Source organism: Methylovorus mays (assembly GCF_020531915.1).
GTDB lineage: Bacteria > Pseudomonadota > Gammaproteobacteria > Burkholderiales > Methylophilaceae > Methylovorus > Methylovorus mays.
Genome location: NZ_JAJAVG010000008.1, coordinates 805,655 through 822,949, shown reverse-complemented (window position 1 = coordinate 822,949; position 17,295 = coordinate 805,655). Strand labels below are relative to the sequence as shown.

The following is a 17,295-nucleotide window of genomic DNA, read 5'->3' as shown; positions in this document are numbered from 1 at the left end:
CATGGCGCTGCCCTTCAACCAACTGGTGATCGCCAGCGGCAACGCTGGCAAGTTGCGTGAAATCCGCCATCTGCTGGCGCCGCTCGACCTGGAAATCATCCCGCAATCCGCCCTGAATGTGCCGGAAGCCGAGGAGCCTTACTGTACGTTTATTGAAAATGCGTTGACCAAGGCGCGCCATGCCAGCCGCCATACCGGATTGCCCGCGCTGGCTGATGATTCCGGCTTATGCGTGGATGCCCTGCAGGGCGCGCCTGGCGTGCTGTCGGCACGTTATGCCGGTGAACCAAAATCGGATGCTCGTAATAATGCGAAACTGCTGGAGGTCATGCAGGGTCTCACCCAGCGGCAGGCACATTTTTATTGCGTGATCGTGCTGGTGCGGCATGCTGACGATCCGGAACCGCTGATTGCCGAAGGCGTGTGGCAAGGCGAGATACTGGACACATTGCGCGGCGAGGATGGCTTCGGCTATGACCCCCTGTTTCTGGATGCCAAAACCGGCAAGACCGTCGCCGAATTACCCCTGGATATTAAGAGCCGTATCAGCCACCGAGGCCAGGCCATGGCCCGCTTGCTGCATCGGCTGGAGAGATTGGCAACATGAGTAGCAACGACTGGCCCAAATGGGTACGCGATGACAACAGCGTGGTCTCCTGCACCGAAAAAGTGAAGGTCATGACCGAGAATTTTGACGAGCTGAAACAGATTGCGCAGGATGCGCTCGAAGACGGCCTCTTGATGGAAGTCTCCGAGCAGCAGATGCGCGATGCCCTGCACCAGCTGGTCGACAGCCTGATCAACCCGTACAACAAAGCCTAGCGCATATCCGCGCCGCATGATACCGATCATTCCGATTGCGCCTGCCCCGGTGACTGAAAATCCGCTGGTCGGCCAGCTCACCAGCAGTGGCCTGCGCAATCCGCCGCCACTCAGCCTGTATATCCATATCCCCTGGTGCGTGCGCAAATGCCCTTATTGCGATTTCAACTCGCATGAATCGCGCAACCCCATCCCCGAAAGCGCCTATGTCGATGCCTTGATCGCTGATCTTGAGCAGGCCACTCCGCTGGTATGGGGCCGCAAGGTACGCAGCATATTTTTTGGTGGCGGCACGCCCAGCCTGTTCAGCGCGGAATCCATAGACCGCATCCTCAGCCATGTGCGCATGCTCACACCACTGGAATACGAAGCGGAAATCACGCTGGAAGCCAACCCCGGTACTTTTGAAGCGGAACGCTTTGCAGGCTACCGTGATGCTGGGGTCAACCGCATTTCCATCGGCATACAAAGTTTTAATCCGCGTCATTTGCAGGCACTAGGACGCATACACAACAGCGAAGAGGCGCAATACGCCGCCGAGCACGCCATCCGGATTTTTGGCAACGTCAATCTGGACCTGATGTATGCACTGCCGGAACAAACGCTGGAAGAGGCGCTGCAGGATATGCGCACCGCCATTGCGCTAGGCCCCACGCATATCTCCGCTTATCACCTGACCCTGGAACCTAACACCCCGTTTTACTACAAGCCACCAGCGCTGCCCGACGATGACACCAGCGCCACCATGCAAGAAGCCATCGAGCATCTGCTGGCAGAGCACGGGTATGGTCATTACGAAACCTCCGCATTCGGCAAAGCGGGCAAGCGTTGTCGGCATAACCTGAATTACTGGGTATTTGGGGATTATCTGGGCATAGGAGCGGGCGCTCACAGCAAGCTGAGCTTTCATGACCGCATTCTGCGGCAGTCCCGCATCAAGCAACCCAACGCCTACATGAAAGCCGTGGCGGAAACCGGCCACATTGAGGAAGAACGTCTGCTGGACCGGGCTGACCTCGGCTTTGAGTTCATGATGAATGCCCTGCGCCTGACGGAAGGCTTTGACCCTATGCTATTTACCACCATGACCGGGCAAACCCTGAGCACGGTGGAACCGGCCCTGCAGCAAGCCGAGCAACGCGGGCTCATCACCCGCACGCCTGAGCTGATTGCTCCTACTGCGCTGGGGCAGCGCTTTTTGAATGAGCTGTTGCAACTCTTTCTGGAAGAGTAAACAACGCACAGATCTCGCCAGAAGTCCCATCCTCGCCGCAGATTAAGCGAGTATGGCTTCCCGGCAGACGACAGTCGACCCACCAGCCCGGCTTAATAAAGCCCGTTGAAGGTTCTGGTAGGTAAGTCCGTACTTAACACGGATTGCCGAGATTCAAACAACACCCTTAAAAACAGCATGCCCGTTTCGTCCTTGTACTGGGGTGCATTGCGCTCGGAGAGCGCACCGCCGATCTGCAGCCTGTCGTTGATACGCCATACGCCAGTCGCTTCGGCGGTATAGCTCATGCCATTATTTTTGCTGGAGGCATAGCTATTGCCATCGTCATTGCCGGGAAACCAGGGTGAGGCCGCTTCGGCGATGGACACGGTGGCAAACGCCAAACGCCCCTTCACGATAAACTGCTGGTTTTCACGGGTTAAAAAGTCCAGCGCCGGGCCTATGCTGACAAAGCGTTCCGGGCTGAAATATCCCCCATGTCCCAGCGTGAAATGACTGAGATTTTTTTCATAATGGTCATAATTGAACCCCAGCCCCACCACCGCATATGAAAAGGCGGGCAAGTCGAGGTTTTTGCCCACACTGGCAAACACACCCGCATGACGATTCGTCTCCACACTCTCGCCGTCCAGATATTCCAGGTTAAGGGTAGCGCTGACGGACCAGTTATTCCCCAGCTGTTGCAGGCTATTGAAGCGAACACCTTTGCGTAGCACGCGCCCCCATTGCTTGCCGGTATAGGGGTCACGCATACCGGTATACGACAGGATGGATTCGCGCACTGGCTCTACATACAAACTGCTGGTGAGATTCGCCAACTTGCCTATGCTCTGGTATGCCACATAACCGGTGGGGCGACTGCTGACCTCGCCGTTATCCGGGGTCACGCCCAAGGCAATATCCCACACATCGTCGCGCCAGCTGACTCGCGGCTCCAGGCCGGTGGTAGAGGTCGTTGGGGAATAGCGCCAGGCACCGGAACTGCCAGAGCCCACCAGCGCATCGCGTGACAATGTGCCGCTATCCAGACGGACCTCGCGCAATGCCACATTCAGCTCGCCATGGCTACCCGTCGGCATGCTGGCCTCCAGCACCGGTACCTGACGTATGCTCAACTGCGATAAGCCTTGCGTGCCACTCTTGTCGCGCAACGCGACGCCGGCACCGGCCTGTGGCGCGGCTATGCCACCGGCATCGCCATAGGTGTCAGCATCCAGCGCGCGCGCTTCAAAAAAGCGCTTCTGCCCAAACAAGCCCGCCGCCACATGATGCTGGTATTGGCTGGCAAGCGGCTCCGTGGTCGCCAGCAGAGCTATATCATCTGCCCGTTCCAGCTTGAGATAACCCGCCATGACGCCCGCGGCGCTTTCTTCATCCGGCTGCGCCCGGTAAAGGCTGGCAAACACCTCGGCAGCTTGTGTGGTATTCCCCAGCCCAAACTGGGACCAGGCCTCCATCAGCGAGGCATAGCGAGGCAAGGCCCCAGCCTGCTTTGCCTCCTGCAAGTAGTTCAGCGTCTGCTGACTATCCTGTTGCCCGTAGGCCTGTTTTGCCAGCGCCAGATAGGCATTCAGCAGCAGATCATTGCGCCCGGCATCGCCCGCCGGCAAGCCTTGGGCCACCGTAATCGCTTGTTCGTGATTTTGCTCGCGCGCGAAGACCAAGGCGAGGCCATAGCGTGCATTGTCATTCTGCGGCTCCATCGCCAGTGCTGTCGCAAACAAATCCTGCGCTGCGGCCAGTCGCTCCAGCTTGAAGTCATGCCAGGCCACCAGCAATAGCTGGCTGATATCTTTTCGGGCCACGATCTCTGGCTGCAACTGCTCAAACAGGCTATCCACCCTGGCATTGTCATGCTGCTTGATGGCAAGCGCCAGATCCTCTACCCCGTTCTGGTATACCAGTTGCTGAAAAAGCACCTCGCCGCGCGCCGTGCGCGGGGTAGCAGTGCCAAACGCAATCAAGGCCTCCCATTCCTTACGGCTAAGCCAGTGTTCGGCTTTGTACAGAGTGGCGAGCCTGTCTTCTTCTTTTTCGCACTGGGTAACCAGATGCTGCAGCTGAGCTTGCAAGGATTCGCGCTGCCCCAGCGTCGCGCGGGCAGCGGCCAGTGCCCATGCCTTGTCGATGGCTGCGCAGGAGAAGGCTTCCGGGTATTGCTCACCCAGTTTCACCAGCGCCTCGGTATCCTGCTCGCGGATGACCTGCTCCAGGCGTTGTTCGCGTCGCTTTTGCGTCAGCAGCGCCACCAGCTCAGGCGGCGCTTTCCAGTCCGGATACTGACTCTGCAGCTTGGCAATGCCCTGCTCCACACGGTCATACGCATGCTGGTTGAATAGCTTCCACAGGGGGCGGGTATCAGGCGCGTTGGGTGCGGCGTCTTGCTTGGCAGCTACCGCAGCCGGCGCTTTTTTTGCAGGCGTCAGAAAACTGGAAAGCGGCACATTGTTAATCAGTGGCTGGCTCTGCACCCGACCATTCTTGTCGGGCGATTGCGATTCGATGGCATCGGACACCGCTTTGGGCTCGCTGATGACATTAGACGGCAAGGCCTTGATTGTTGCCTGCGATGCATTTGATTCCTGCTCTGCGACAACCGTCCATGCAGATGGGGTGGCCGTCATTGCCCGCAGATTGCCAGAGGCCTCCTCAGCACAAACGATAACAGGGCATTCGGCCAGTCCGGCCAGTGACAGCATGACCACCAAGGTCTTGTATTTCACCGCGACTGCTCCTCCACCATCATATCGGCCAGCAGCAACAGCGTGGCCGAGTAGTAATCCTGCGTGTTGATCGGATAGTCACGCCTTGCCGGCAAAGCAGGATAACGGCATGTCAGATCCGCGATGTTGAGGATACCGGGCGCAGCGCCATAAGGAGCCACTGTGTCGTTTTCAATACTGACGGTAGGTGGCAGATAGGGGGTTTTCTGGTAATGCCCCCAGAACGCCTGGAACGGCGCCAGCACATTGGCGCTGGCTTTCTTGCCCCACATGATGAAAAACGGCACGCGCACCGCGTCATAACCAAATTGTGCCGGGAATCCCGGAGCAGGAATCACCTTATTACCAAGCTGTACCCAGTCGGTGGGTAGCTGCCATTTGCCAAAATGGCTTTCCCCGATCAGGGTGATACCGCTCTGGCTCAGCTGATCCCACACAGGGTCGGACGCATAGCGACTGAAATCATTCAGGGCCGGGAAAACCCAATAAGACAAATTGACGATCTGGCCTGCCGGTTTTTCAAATCCGGTAGTGCCCGGCAAAATGACAGGGCCCCATTTGCTCGGCTTGACCAGGAGTCGCTTCACATCATTGAGGATAGCCTCTGCCGCTGTTTTATAGGCGGGCACATGCCATTTATCCGAGGCGCGCAACAGGGCCCATGCCACATACAAGTCACCATCCGTGGCATTGTTGAAGTCATCGACACCATTTTTGGTGGTCCAGCGCCAGGCCAGCAGATGATCCTTGCGCACCTGAAGCGCGCTTTGCGTCCACTGCCACAACCGATCAAATGTCTTCTGATCGTTGTAATGCACAGCCAGCAGCATGGTAACGCCCTGGCCTTCCGAATGGCTGATGCCACCATTGCCGACATCTACCACGCGGCCCTCGGCCAGCACAAAGCGCTGCTTGAATTCCATCCAATCGGCCTGGCCCGCCACGGCGGAAGCACTGCCAACATGAAATAGGAAACCCACGAGGAGCGCCTTAAAGTAAGATAAAGGCCTATCCGTTTTAAACATAACGTCTCTCAAAATGACTGACAGGGTAACGATGACTGGCTCCGCGCAATTACAACATGTTAATCCGGCACAAGCGGTGTGGATGACTATCCAGGTCTTCAGCCACAGCGACGAGGCTCTGCAAAAAATTCGTCAGCTGGCACAAGACAGCGTGACGGAACACACCGGCACCATCACCCTGGGGGAGCGACATTGGATCGCCCGCTTTGGCAATACCGATGAGTGTCTGGATGCCGCCATCGCCATACAGCGCGCCACCGACCTCTTCAATTTCGATAACGGCAGCCACCCGCCCATACTGTTGGGTATTCATATCGCATGCGATGAAAATATGACCGCGGATTTTCCACCGCCCCCGACGGCTTTTCTGCGCCCAGGGCAAATTCACCTGTCAGAAAGCGCATACCGCGCCATCCACCACGATCAACCCATCCAATTCAGACCGGCAGACCATGCCAGCACCACCGCTTACAAAGCGATCTGGAAGATGCAGGAATTTGAGCTCGCCAGCCCCACTCACCATCAAGGCGCACCTTCTGTTGGCTTTTTCATCAAGGTCATCCTCATTTGCCTGATCCCGTTTCTGCTGGTGCTCGCTTACACCTGGCGCGAACCATTGCAGCAAGGCTTAAGTTCACTGGATGGCACGCGCACCATCGATCACCAGCTGGAATAACGCCGCGTTAAACCGGCCGCCCTGCCACACGCTTCTTGCGGTAGCGGCGGAGCACGACAAACAGCGTGATGGCAAAACCGATAGTCAGCAAAATCACCAGCCCGTAATACACGTAGGGATGGGTATACAGGTAAGACTGCCAGAACGATTTCTTGCCGGATTTACCCGTGGTATATGTGACCTCAGGCTTGAAGCTTTTTACGATAGGCTTGTCTTCCTGCGAGGCAATATCCAGCATGGTCAGCTCTCCCTCGGTCTGCGCCTGCACCTCGGACTTAAGCAAGGCTTCGCTCAGGCTGAGCAGGTTTTTTGAATCGCGCGCCGCGAATACCATGCCAGTGCGGCCCGACTCATAAGGCGACTCAAACTGCATGAGATAGCCTTGGCCCTCACCCAGCTGGCTCGATTGCACACTGCTGACCAACACCGGATCGGATGCCCAATCCCGCACCAGTGCATATGGCACGGCAGATTTACCCTTGGTGAAAGGCAAGTCCTTGCCGCCTAGCGCGGCAGAAATGCTGTCTGGCGACCCCAGCAGAATAAAGTCGCCCTTCCATGGATTGGCCAGGGCTTTATCCAGCTGGATGGCATACAAGGGGAAACCGCTTTTCTGCGTCATCAAACCGATCAGATTCATGGCAGCGGACAGCGTGTTGTCATCGGTCTGGGTCAACACCACCTTGCTTTCGTAACCATCTGCCCAGCGCGTAAAGGGAAAGCCGCTCAGCATGAAGAGTTCCAGCCTCGGCAACTCGACAAAGTGCGGCATGTCGGGAAAGCTGAAGGTAGTGTCATCAAACACGGTGAGGAACATATTGCCGGTCAGCATCAGATCGCATTCCTTCAAGGGCGGATGCAACTCGGTATTGAAGGAAATGCGATTGCTCCCCGGCTGGAACAGACGTGTGGGGATCTCAATCATGTAATTCTGGAAGGATGCTCCATCCGTATTGCCCAGATGGATACCTTTCACGATCTTGCCATTCACCACGATATTCATGGCCGAGGTGTCACGCATGCCGGCACCGTAAGCAAAGTGCAGGGTGAGCTTGGCCGACAGGTTGGGCCGGATCATGAAATCTGACGGCAAGCGGAAATTGATATCCTTGCTGTTGGCGTTGCCGCCTTGAAAGGTCGCTGTCGGGAAATTCAGTGCCTTGAGCGTGTATTCCTTGCCAGGCTCAATCAGCTCACGGCCGCTGTATTCCTTGAGCTTGGGCAACTTGAATTCATAAGCACTCAGACTAGACGTGCCAGGAAAGGTCGACATGCTGGCAAAGGTTTCGGCCGCGAGCTTGACATCATCGACCTGCTTGCCCGTCACCACCAGCAGCGCATGCCCGGCATCCTGCCCGCCTCCCGCCTGCGGCAGGGGTAGCATGCTGACATAGCCCCCCTGCTCGTGGTCAACCAAGGCGAGTTTCGCCTCGCCCAGCAGGCCTTGGACAAACACATGCTTGCCCACGAGGATGTTATCCACGCCAGGCTTCAACTTGCTGGAAACCGTGAAGCTGACCTGCCGATAATCGAAATGATGCGCCACACCGGAGGCCACAATCGACAAGGGGTTGAGCAATTCGGCGTCCTGGGTATCCGTGACGAGATGCACTTCCGCCTGCGGGAAGACTTTCGGATCAAACAGCAGGGTGCCCACACTGGACAATGCAACAGGGACGGCTTTGTTTTCGTAGTCGATCGCCAGTACCGAGCGCTTGAGGTCTATGGTCGTCCACATATCGGGCGAGCAGCCCTTTTCGCAGCCTTTACTTTCACTATGCTGGGCCACGGCAAACGAGAGTTTGTTATAGCCGGCGCTCAGATACTGCACAGGCAGATTAAGCTGCACCAGCACATCCGGGCTCAAGGCATCGAGCTTGGTCTGGGCAATCGGCATGCCGTTCAGCTTGACCACCAGCTGGGATTGGCTGGTAATCAGGTTGATCGAGGACACATAATGCAGGTTCAGCGTGACCTTCTTCACATTCCAGCGATGCGCCAGCGGAATATCCAGCCCCTGCTCATCCCCGGTACATTTCAAGGTGAGCGTAGGCGCCGCCATCAGCTTGTCTAGCTCGACCTGCTGGGTATTGGCATAGCCCAATAGCGGAAACATCCATAAAACGACATACATCCATACTTTCATACGACCCCCGAACTTCCCCATGATTGATTGGTTTATTTTTTTGCGTATTTTCTTTGCAAGGCCACCAGGTACTGCACACCTGATGACGTCATGATTCCGAAGCTTTCCGCCATGCCTTTGATGCCAGATACAAACAGGTGACCCAGCATTCTGAATGTCTTCTCATTGCGGGTTTTCTTGGCCCAGAAACGCGTCCAGCGCCCGCTATCGCCATACAAATAAGCCACGGCCTGGGCGTAACTCTGCTTGTCCAGCACAAATTCCGTGCCGCAATAAAACACGCCGTTACGCTCAATCACCCGCTTGAATACCGCGTTAAAGACAAACGTCCTGCCATCGCTGCTGGTGGTTTCCAGCATCACTGGCTCCGAAACGGCTGGTGGCTTGGGCAGCTTCACCTTGAATCCCAGCCCGGTCATGGAAAGATCCAGCGTCTCTCCCACGTACTCGGCATCCGCACCTGCCAATCTGATCCTGATGGGTTCCTCTACATTGATACGGTGGAACTGCCGCAACTGTTTGCGCTCCCAGAAAGCGCCTAGTGAGATGATTGCCAGCACGACATTGTAGGTGCACCAGACGGCGGTGACCGACAGGGTGTCCCTCAGAATGGGATCCGTAAACCAGCTGATCACGCCGGCACCAATGGCCAGAATATTGATCAGGATGATGACGAAAAAGATAGCGGCCAAGGGGTTCAGGAAGTCCTGTTCCTGCGTGTTGCCCTTGGGCGTGACCTTGAACGATGGCTTGTGCGGATTGAATAGCACCGCAATCACCGCCGGTGCCAGGAATATCGACTGCACACTCTCGTAAATTTCCGAGAAAAACGGCTGGCGTGCCCGGCCATAGAAAAAATCCATGAGCATGAAAGTAGAAAAGATATATGGCACGGCATAACTGATGACTTGCGTGAAGGACGCAAAATAAATCTTGAGGCTGAGCAACAGGAACAAGGCTGGTGCAATGAAAAACATCACGCGCGCCAGCCCAAAGAACCAGTAAAAGCAGAAGTTGAAATAGCACAAGCGCTGGTGGAAGCTCAGCCCTTTGGCCATCAGCGGATTGCTCAGCAGGAACAGCTGCACCATGCCCTGCGCCCAGCGGGTGCGTTGCAGGATGTAATCCTTGTAACTCTCCGGCGATAGCCCGCATACCATGGGACGATCAAGATAAATGCTGTTATAGCCCAGGCTGTGCAAGTGAAACGATGTTTCGGCATCCTCGGTAATGGTTTTACCGGCAATCCCACCCACTTCCATGACATACCGCCGCCGTAATAGCGCGGCCGACCCACAGAAGTAACTGGAATTCCAGAAATCCAGCGAACGATGGATTTCCTTGTAAAACATGTCGTTTTCACGATTAGGGTTACCCACGCCGATAAGATTCTTCTCGACGGGCGTGGGATTAATGAAGAAGTGCGGTGTCTGCACCAGGAACAGCTTGGGGTCAGCCGAAAAGAACCCAACGGTGCGACGCAGGATGTCATGGGTGGGCACGTGGTCGCAATCCAGCACAAGAAAAAGTTCGCCGTGTGTCTGATGCAGGGCATGGTTAAGATTGCCCGCCTTGGCGGCAACATTGGTTTCGCGGGTGATGTAGTTCGCGCCCAAATCCTGCGCTAATCTGCGCAGGCGGTAATAGCGTGCCCAGGCGACCTCGGCGGTGGCCGGATTGTTTCGTTTGTTTATGGTGCTGCCATCGTCGCAGATATGAATGCGCAGTTTGTCTTTGGGATAGTCAATCTGACTGGCGGCGATGGTCGTGATGCGGATGATATCGTCCGACTCATCGTAAGTCGGAATAAACACATCGACGGTGGGATAGTCCGCCAGGTTGGGCGGCAATTTGAGCGGCCGGTTGCGCAGGGGCCAGAGATTCAGCAATATCCCCAGCATGTAGATCGTCAGGGAATATACTTCTGCCAAGTACAGCAGCGTCATGGCAATAAAATCCAGCGGCCCCGTGTAGATCAGGGTTTCGGTACTGCGCCAGATCAGGTATCGCAAGGCCAGAAAGCCGGAAAGCAGGATAAACAAAAACCGCCATGGCGGTCGCTTGGTAACTTGCCATTTGTACATGCACGCCAGAATGACAAACACGCCCCAGGACAGCATGAGCTGACGCTGAAGATCAAAGACATCAATGGATACCTTCAAGAGGTACATCAACAGGCTGGCAAACCCCAGCAACAGCCAGCCGATGGAGAGCGACTGGCTCTTCGGATCCTCATTGAAAAATGGGAACAACGTCTTTGGTTTCATGCGTTTTTTCTTTTAATTCTCATGTTCACAGATGATCCCCTGATCCTCATCTGACGCGGCTGGCATTGCCTGCCCCAACCGCATGCCACTTTATCATCAAGCCCACCCTCGCAGTATAGATAGCGAAAGCTTGCGCAAGACTCAAGCAGGATAACTAGCAACTCCCGTTCCGTCCGCTTTTTTACGCTATGCTATAACTTGTAAATCTCCATAAAATCATAGACTAAGACGCTTTATTAATTTACCTCTCCCTCTCACGCCCCCTGTTCATTTCACCGTGGAATGAAAAAAACTCCCCTGAATAGTGCAGCCAAGGCAACCAACATGCATGACTGGCGCTGAAACAGAGCCCTCAGCAATCGGGGTTTCTTGCCAGCCCGACTCAAACATGCCCCAGATGCTGGTCAAGAAACGTGGCGACTTGCATAGGCATGACCTGATGAAAGGCGACGCGGTCAAAGCCTGGAGGGTCAAGCGCCGGGGCCAGGCCAGGCCGCTGCATCGCCTGTGGGAATGGGCTCAGGAAAGAAAAATGCCCGGCATTCTTCACTTCGTGCCAGCTTACACTTGCCGGCTGCTGCACGCCCCTGATCACCAGATCGGCATGCCATTGCGGGGTAATATCATCGTGTTCGCCAGTGAGGATGAGGATGGGAAGATTAACGGCGCTCAAGGCGCCTTCGGGCATATAGTAGGCCGTGGCGGGCGCCAGCAGCACCAGCGCGGAGATGCGATCGTCAGCCTCCACCGGCACGGCCTCCCGCGCCTGAGTCCAGGGCTGCCCGCCAGCCAGGGCAAGCGCGGTATATGCTCCCAGCGAATGGCCAATCACGGCAATGCGGGTGAAATCTAGATAGCGAGAATACACAGGGTGCGAGACCAGATGGTCGATGGTAAGCGAGACATGGCGCGGACGATTCTGCAGATTTTGCAAGGTGCCCTTGAGGCTGTTATCGAGCCGATTATTGCCTGGATGCTCCAGCAACACGACCACATAGCCGCGCGCCGCCAAGGTCATGGCGATAGTGCGATACAAAATAGGCGCCCCACCACTGCCATGTGAAATCACGACCAGCGGATGAGGGCCAGGTGCCACAGGGGCATCAAGCGCCACCTCCATGCTGTAAGGGCCGATCGTGTGTGGCTGTGGAGCTTGGGTGGCGGGATAAAAAGCAAGAATGGGAAAGGTCAGATGCTGTGCAGCATCTGACACGCTGAATGTGTGGAAACCGACCGGCATGCAGAAAATGTGAAGCGATCAGGCCAGAGCCTGACGCGCGCGGCCGATGGCAAGCCGGACCTGCTCCGGAGCAGTTCCCCCGATATGATTGCGGCTGGCCAGCGAGCCTTCCAGCGTCAGCACAGCATAGACATCCTCGCTGATCTGGGTACTGAATTTCTGCAGCTCGGCCAGGGGCAGGTCTGACAGGTCGCAGCCTTTTTCCACGGCATAACGCACCGCCAACGCCACCACTTCATGGGCATCGCGGAAAGGGGTGCCCTTTTTCACCAGATAATCAGCAAGATCGGTCGCGGTCGCAAAGCCTTCGCTGGCCGCCGCCCGCATGGCGGCCTTGTCGACCTTGATGCCACGCAGCATGTCGGCATAAATCTGCAAGGTCACCAGAATGGTGTCTGCCGTGTCGAACAAGGGTTCCTTGTCTTCCTGATTATCCTTGTTGTACGCCAGCGGCTGGCTTTTCATCAGGGTGAGCAGTGCCACCAGATGACCATTCACCCGCCCGGTCTTGCCACGCACCAGCTCGGGCACGTCAGGATTTTTTTTCTGCGGCATGATGCTGGAACCAGTACAGAAACGATCAGCAATATCAATAAAGCCAAAGCGTGGACTGGACCACAGGATCAGCTCTTCTGAGAAGCGCGACAGATGCGTCATCAGCAAGGCAGCGGCGGCGGTAAATTCAATGGCGAAATCGCGGTCAGATACCGCATCCAGCGAGTTCTGGCATACCGCATCAAACCCTAGTTGCTGCGCGACAAATTCGCGATCTATCGGGTAACTGGTGCCCGCCAGCGCGGCGGCGCCCAGCGGCAGGCGATTGATACGCTTGCGCGCATCGGCAAAACGCTCGGCATCGCGCTGCAACATCTCAAAATATGCCAGCAGATGGTGACCAAAAGTCACCGGCTGAGCCACCTGCAAATGGGTAAAGCCAGGCATCACGGTATCACTGTGCGCTTCAGCAAGATCCAGCAGCGAAGCCTGCAGGCCACGAATGCCGGCCATCACGTCATCGGTGGTGGCGCGCAGCCACAGGCGCACATCGGTGGCCACCTGGTCATTGCGTGAACGGCCGGTGTGCAGACGCTTGCCTGCATCGCCTATCTTGTCGGTCAGGCGCTTTTCGATGTTCAGATGCACATCCTCCAGGTCGAGCAGCCACTCGAACTCGCCAGCGCGAATCTCCTGCAGGATCGCAGCCAGCCCCTGCTCGATAGCGCTGACATCCTCATGGCTGATAATGCCCTGCTTGCCCAGCATGCGTGCGTGGGCGAGCGACCCCTGAATATCAAACTCGGCCAGGCGTTTGTCGAAATCCACCGATGCCGTGTAGCGCTTGACCAGCTCGGCGACAGGCTCGTTAAACCGGCCGGACCAGGCTTTGTCTTTGGCATCAAGTGAATTGGGGGTGCGGGATTGTTCTTGCATGAGACGTTTTCGTTAAGAATAATGAGCTTATGACAAGTATAAAGCAAAAGCCCGGCCTTACGCTCACTGCGACCGCGGCGGGAGCGCTGCAAAAACTGCCGGATTTTCGTAATCCCGGCATCGCCTTGCGCATCCTGTTACTGGTCAATCTGCTCATACTGCTCTCCGCCGCCGTGCAAAGCACCAGCTTATCGGCAACGCTCAGCCACTTCACCGAGCAGTCCGCGTTTGGTCAGCCAGCGTTGTTGCTGAGCTTGCTCGTGCTTTATCTGGCATACCCATGGCTGTTACGGCTGCGATACAGCCTGGCGATGGTGCTGGCGGGAGGATGCGCCATGCTGGTGGTAACCCTGCTTTATATCGCCGGCACGCAGATGCTGGGCATGGATGCCCTGCCGCCTTTGGCCAGAATCTGGCTGCTGAGCCTGAGTGCTTGCCTGATCACCGCGCACTACCTGCATCTGCGTTACCGCTCGATGTCGCCCGCCATGGCCGAGGCGCGCCTGCAGGCATTGCAGGCACGCATACGCCCACACTTTCTGTTCAACAGCCTGAATGCGGTGCTATCCCTGGTGCGCAGTCAGCCGCAGCGGGCAGAAGCCGCATTGGAAGACTTGGCGGAACTGTTCCGTGTGCTAATGGCGGACAACCGCGAACTGGTGCCATTGGCGCAGGAAATCAGTCTGTGCCGCCAATACCTGGCACTGGAGAAACTGCGGCTGGACGAGCGCCTGCTCGTCATATGGCAAATGGACAACATGCCACCCGATGCCCTGGTGCCGCCGCTGGTGTTGCAGCCATTACTGGAAAATGCGGTTTACCACGGCATAGAGCCACTGAGCGAAGGCGGCGAGATCCTCATCAAGATTTACACGGTACACAATGAAGTGCACCTGCTGCTATCCAACCCATTGACTGGCGAGCAGCCCCGCACCTCGGGCAACAAAATGGCGCTGGCCAATATCCGTGAACGCCTGGCCTTGCACTTCGATGTCGCCGCCACACTCTCCAGTTCTGCACGCGATGGCCGTTATGAAGTGCATATCGTGCTGCCTTATCAACGACATCGGCTTAGCTGAAGCCAAGCCTTGGCAAGTCACGCGATGACTCACCCATTGAACCGACCGAGGATGTGCCACTGAACTATGGTTTATCAATACTATGGCTGATCAATCCGTCACACTCATCATCGCCGACGACGAAGCGCCTGCACGCAATCGCCTGCGCGAGCTGCTGGCGGATATCCCCGACGTCAGCATTGCCGGAGAAGCACGTCATGGTGCCGAAGCCATTGAGCTTGCCCAGCAAAGCGGGGCAAGCCTGGTGCTTCTGGATATCCGCATGCCGCAAATGGACGGCATAGAAGCCGCCAGCCATTTGCAGAAGCTGGCCTCCCCGCCTGCGATTATCTTCACCACGGCTTATGATGCTTACGCACTGCAGGCATTTGACATGAACGCTGTCGATTACCTGCTGAAGCCTATCCGGCGCGAACGTCTGCTCACCGCCATCAACAAGGCCCGCGCCTTGCTGCCAGCCCAACTGGCGGCGATTCGCCCCATGCAGCCTCAGCGCAGCCATTTCAGCATCAGTGAGCGCGGACGTGTCCTGCTGGTTCCGGTGAACGAGGTGATCTATCTGCGTGCAGAGCTGAAATACACCACTTTGCGCACTGCACAACATGCATATCTGATAGAAGACAGCCTCAACAGCATAGAGCAGGAATTTGGCGAACGCTTTCTGCGGCTGCATCGCAACTGCCTGGTCAATCCGCACTACCTGCTGGGTTATCAGAAAATGACGGAGGGGGAACATCAATGGGTGGCGCTGCTGAAAGGCATTCCGGAAAGCGTGGCCGTCAGTCGGCGGCAATTGCATCTGCTTAAAAACCTGGCAGGCTAACCACCCGCACAAAGCCGTCATCATCCGTATGTTAAAATAGCGTTTTATTCGATTTTTCGGGCGTTGCGCCCTGCCAGCCCACTATGACTTCGACTCCTCCCAGCAGCATCCCCAAAAAACTTGTCATTGCCTCGCGTGAGAGTGCGCTGGCCATGTGGCAGGCCCGCCATATCCAGGCCCGCCTGCAGGCGCTGTACCCAGACACCGAGGTGGAAATTCTGGGCATGACCACCACTGGTGACCAGATTCTGGATTCCCCGCTGGCACGCATTGGCGGCAAGGGGCTGTTTGTGAAGGAGCTGGAGCAGGCATTGGCCGATGGTCGCGCGGATCTGGCAGTACACTCGATGAAAGATGTACCCATGCATCTGCCCGAAGGCTTTGCCATGGCCGCGATTGGCGAACGCGAAGACCCGCGCGATGCCTTTGTATCCAATCATTACGCCTCGCTGGAAGCCTTGCCTGCGGGCAGCATCGTCGGCACATCCAGCCTGCGCCGTCAGAGTCAGTTGCAAGCGCGTTTTCCTCACCTGGTCATTGAGTCCTTGCGCGGCAATCTGCAGACCCGCCTGCGTAAACTCGATGAAGGCCAATATGCCGCCATCATTCTGGCAGCCGCCGGTCTGATCCGCCTGGGCCTGGGTAACCGCATAGCGCAGACCATTGCACCGGAAGACAGTATTCCCGCCGTTGGGCAAGGTGCGCTGGGCATTGAAATCAATGCGGCGCGTACCGATCTGTTAACGGTATTAGCCCCGCTTAACCATGCCGATACGGCCGCTTGCGTAGAGGCTGAACGCGGCATGAGCCGGGCGCTTGCTGGCAGCTGTACGGTACCGCTGGGGGCTTATGCCACCAAACAAGGCGACAACATCACCATCCATGGCTTCGTCGCCAGTGTGGACGGCAAGCAGATGCTGCGTGCCGAGGCACAAGGAAATGCAGCCGAACCTGAACTATTGGGCCAGCAACTAGCCCAATCCCTGATTGCGCAGGGAGCGGATGGCATTCTGCAAGCGCTGGCTGAACAAAGCACGCATGGTTGATCAGCCCCTGACAGGCCTAGGCGTTGCCATTACACGGCCGTCAGACCAGGCTAAGCGTTTATCGCGCATGATCGTGGAAGCAGGGGGCCAGCCCCATGCCTTTCCGCTGATTGAAATCGCTCCGCTGGCAGATTACAGCACATTTGATGCCCAGCTAAATGAGCTCGACAAGTACGATTGGACTATTTTTATCAGTAGCAATGCGGTTCAGAATGGCATACCAAGGATGCTGAATCTGGTCGGCAAGCCCCCAGCCACATTACGGCATGCTGCCATCGGCCCGGTCACCGCTACTGAACTGACCAGCCTGGGCATCGCGCCAGTGCTAACGCCACAAGGCAGGTATGATAGTGAATCGCTACTGGCACTCCCCGAGATGCAGCAGGTAAAGGGCAAGCGGTTTTTGATTTTTCGTGGGGTTGGTGGCCGGGAACTACTGGCAGAGAGTCTGCGTTCACGCGGTGCTACTGTAGATTTTGCCGAATGCTACCGCCGTATCAACCCGCAAACCAGTGCAGAGCCGTTGGCGCAACTCTGGCAACAACAGCAACTGGATGCCGTTGTGGTCACCAGTAGCGAAGCCATGCGCCATTTGCTGGCCATGACGAATAATGCGCAGCAGCCGTGGATACGGGATGTGACGCTGTGTGTGAATCATGCACGCATTGCCGAACTGCCACTTGATCTTGGATTGCACGTCAGGATCGCCGAGGCGCCGGGAGATGATGCCATGCTGCAATGCCTGAATACTGTAGCCCTCTTGAAACAACAACGACACTGAAT

The 17,295-nt window shown here is 56.6% G+C and carries 14 protein-coding genes; 8 read left to right on the top strand and 6 right to left on the bottom strand.

The features are described from left to right. Position 1: 1 nt before the first annotated feature. From rdgB to hemW, 3 genes are read left to right on the top strand one after another with little or no spacing between them, the layout of a single operon-like run. Positions 2-607, top strand: a complete 606-nt coding sequence (gene rdgB, locus LG203_RS14185; RefSeq protein WP_230346354.1) for an RdgB/HAM1 family non-canonical purine NTP pyrophosphatase — start codon at positions 2-4, stop codon at positions 605-607. Further along, positions 604-822 carry a hypothetical protein gene (locus LG203_RS14180; protein WP_013440870.1) on the top strand — a complete coding sequence of 73 codons (219 nt, stop codon included), beginning with the start codon at positions 604-606 and terminating at the stop codon, positions 820-822. The genes rdgB and LG203_RS14180 overlap by 4 nt, the downstream gene beginning before the upstream one ends. A 16-nt stretch (positions 823-838) precedes the next feature. Beyond that, positions 839-2,056: a radical SAM family heme chaperone HemW gene (gene hemW, locus LG203_RS14175; protein ID WP_230346353.1), complete on the top strand. Its 1,218-nt coding sequence runs from the start codon at positions 839-841 to the stop codon at positions 2,054-2,056. 92 nt (positions 2,057-2,148) lie between these two features. On the opposite strand, the gene LG203_RS14170 is transcribed toward hemW, so the two are convergent. Continuing rightward, positions 2,149-4,779 (bottom strand): cellulose synthase subunit BcsC-related outer membrane protein, encoded by a 2,631-nt coding sequence (locus tag LG203_RS14170; RefSeq protein WP_230346352.1) that lies wholly within the window; start codon positions 4,777-4,779, stop codon positions 2,149-2,151. Continuing rightward, a complete protein-coding gene (locus tag LG203_RS14165; protein WP_230346351.1) occupies positions 4,776-5,759 on the bottom strand; it encodes a glycosyl hydrolase family 8 in 984 nt (327 codons plus the stop codon). The genes LG203_RS14170 and LG203_RS14165 overlap by 4 nt, the downstream gene beginning before the upstream one ends. 127 nt (positions 5,760-5,886) lie before the next feature. On the opposite strand from LG203_RS14165, the gene LG203_RS14160 reads away from it, so the two are divergent. Further along, positions 5,887-6,480 carry a hypothetical protein gene (locus LG203_RS14160; protein WP_230346350.1) on the top strand — a complete coding sequence of 198 codons (594 nt, stop codon included), beginning with the start codon at positions 5,887-5,889 and terminating at the stop codon, positions 6,478-6,480. A gap of 7 nt (positions 6,481-6,487) precedes the next feature. Here the strand turns inward: LG203_RS14160 and LG203_RS14155 are convergent, their stop codons facing one another. The 4 genes from LG203_RS14155 to argH form a co-directional block, all read right to left on the bottom strand. Then, positions 6,488-8,626 carry a cellulose biosynthesis cyclic di-GMP-binding regulatory protein BcsB gene (locus LG203_RS14155; RefSeq protein WP_230346349.1) on the bottom strand — a complete coding sequence of 713 codons (2,139 nt, stop codon included), beginning with the start codon at positions 8,624-8,626 and terminating at the stop codon, positions 6,488-6,490. Between the two features lie 32 nt (positions 8,627-8,658). Continuing rightward, positions 8,659-10,893: a UDP-forming cellulose synthase catalytic subunit gene (gene bcsA / locus LG203_RS14150; protein WP_230346348.1), complete on the bottom strand. Its 2,235-nt coding sequence runs from the start codon at positions 10,891-10,893 to the stop codon at positions 8,659-8,661. 382 nt (positions 10,894-11,275) lie between these two features. Beyond that, a complete protein-coding gene (locus tag LG203_RS14145; protein WP_230346347.1) occupies positions 11,276-12,133 on the bottom strand; it encodes an alpha/beta hydrolase family protein in 858 nt (285 codons plus the stop codon). An 18-nt stretch (positions 12,134-12,151) separates the two neighbouring features. Continuing rightward, positions 12,152-13,564, bottom strand: a complete 1,413-nt coding sequence (gene argH, locus LG203_RS14140; RefSeq protein ID WP_230346346.1) for an argininosuccinate lyase — start codon at positions 13,562-13,564, stop codon at positions 12,152-12,154. A 29-nt stretch (positions 13,565-13,593) separates the two neighbouring features. On the opposite strand from argH, the gene LG203_RS14135 reads away from it, so the two are divergent. From LG203_RS14135 to LG203_RS14120, 4 genes are all read left to right on the top strand, one after another. Continuing rightward, entirely contained in the window at positions 13,594-14,643 is a 1,050-nt protein-coding gene (locus LG203_RS14135; protein ID WP_230346345.1) for a sensor histidine kinase, read from the top strand. 82 nt (positions 14,644-14,725) lie between these two features. Beyond that, positions 14,726-15,466: a LytR/AlgR family response regulator transcription factor gene (locus LG203_RS14130; RefSeq protein ID WP_230346344.1), complete on the top strand. Its 741-nt coding sequence runs from the start codon at positions 14,726-14,728 to the stop codon at positions 15,464-15,466. Between the two features lie 83 nt (positions 15,467-15,549). Then, a complete protein-coding gene (gene hemC / locus LG203_RS14125; RefSeq protein WP_230346343.1) occupies positions 15,550-16,512 on the top strand; it encodes a hydroxymethylbilane synthase in 963 nt (320 codons plus the stop codon). Further along, a complete protein-coding gene (locus LG203_RS14120) occupies positions 16,505-17,293 on the top strand; it encodes a uroporphyrinogen-III synthase (RefSeq protein WP_230346342.1) in 789 nt (262 codons plus the stop codon). The genes hemC and LG203_RS14120 overlap by 8 nt, the downstream gene beginning before the upstream one ends. Positions 17,294-17,295: the final 2 nt, after the last annotated feature.

Excerpts from the sequence above, each read along its gene's own strand:
- rdgB (WP_230346354.1), top strand. The coding sequence starts at position 2 with ATGGCGCTGCCCTTCAACCAACTGGTGATCGCCAGCGGCAACGCTGGC.
- LG203_RS14180 (WP_013440870.1), top strand. The coding sequence starts at position 604 with ATGAGTAGCAACGACTGGCCCAAATGGGTACGCGATGACAACAGCGTG.
- hemW (WP_230346353.1), top strand. The coding sequence starts at position 839 with ATGATACCGATCATTCCGATTGCGCCTGCCCCGGTGACTGAAAATCCG.
- LG203_RS14160 (WP_230346350.1), top strand. The coding sequence starts at position 5,887 with ATGACTATCCAGGTCTTCAGCCACAGCGACGAGGCTCTGCAAAAAATT.
- LG203_RS14155 (WP_230346349.1), bottom strand. The coding sequence starts at position 8,626 with ATGAAAGTATGGATGTATGTCGTTTTATGGATGTTTCCGCTATTGGGC.
- bcsA (WP_230346348.1), bottom strand. The coding sequence starts at position 10,893 with ATGAAACCAAAGACGTTGTTCCCATTTTTCAATGAGGATCCGAAGAGC.
- LG203_RS14145 (WP_230346347.1), bottom strand. The coding sequence starts at position 12,133 with ATGCCGGTCGGTTTCCACACATTCAGCGTGTCAGATGCTGCACAGCAT.
- argH (WP_230346346.1), bottom strand. The coding sequence starts at position 13,564 with ATGCAAGAACAATCCCGCACCCCCAATTCACTTGATGCCAAAGACAAA.
- LG203_RS14135 (WP_230346345.1), top strand. The coding sequence starts at position 13,594 with ATGACAAGTATAAAGCAAAAGCCCGGCCTTACGCTCACTGCGACCGCG.
- LG203_RS14130 (WP_230346344.1), top strand. The coding sequence starts at position 14,726 with ATGGCTGATCAATCCGTCACACTCATCATCGCCGACGACGAAGCGCCT.
- hemC (WP_230346343.1), top strand. The coding sequence starts at position 15,550 with ATGACTTCGACTCCTCCCAGCAGCATCCCCAAAAAACTTGTCATTGCC.
- LG203_RS14120 (WP_230346342.1), top strand. The coding sequence starts at position 16,505 with ATGGTTGATCAGCCCCTGACAGGCCTAGGCGTTGCCATTACACGGCCG.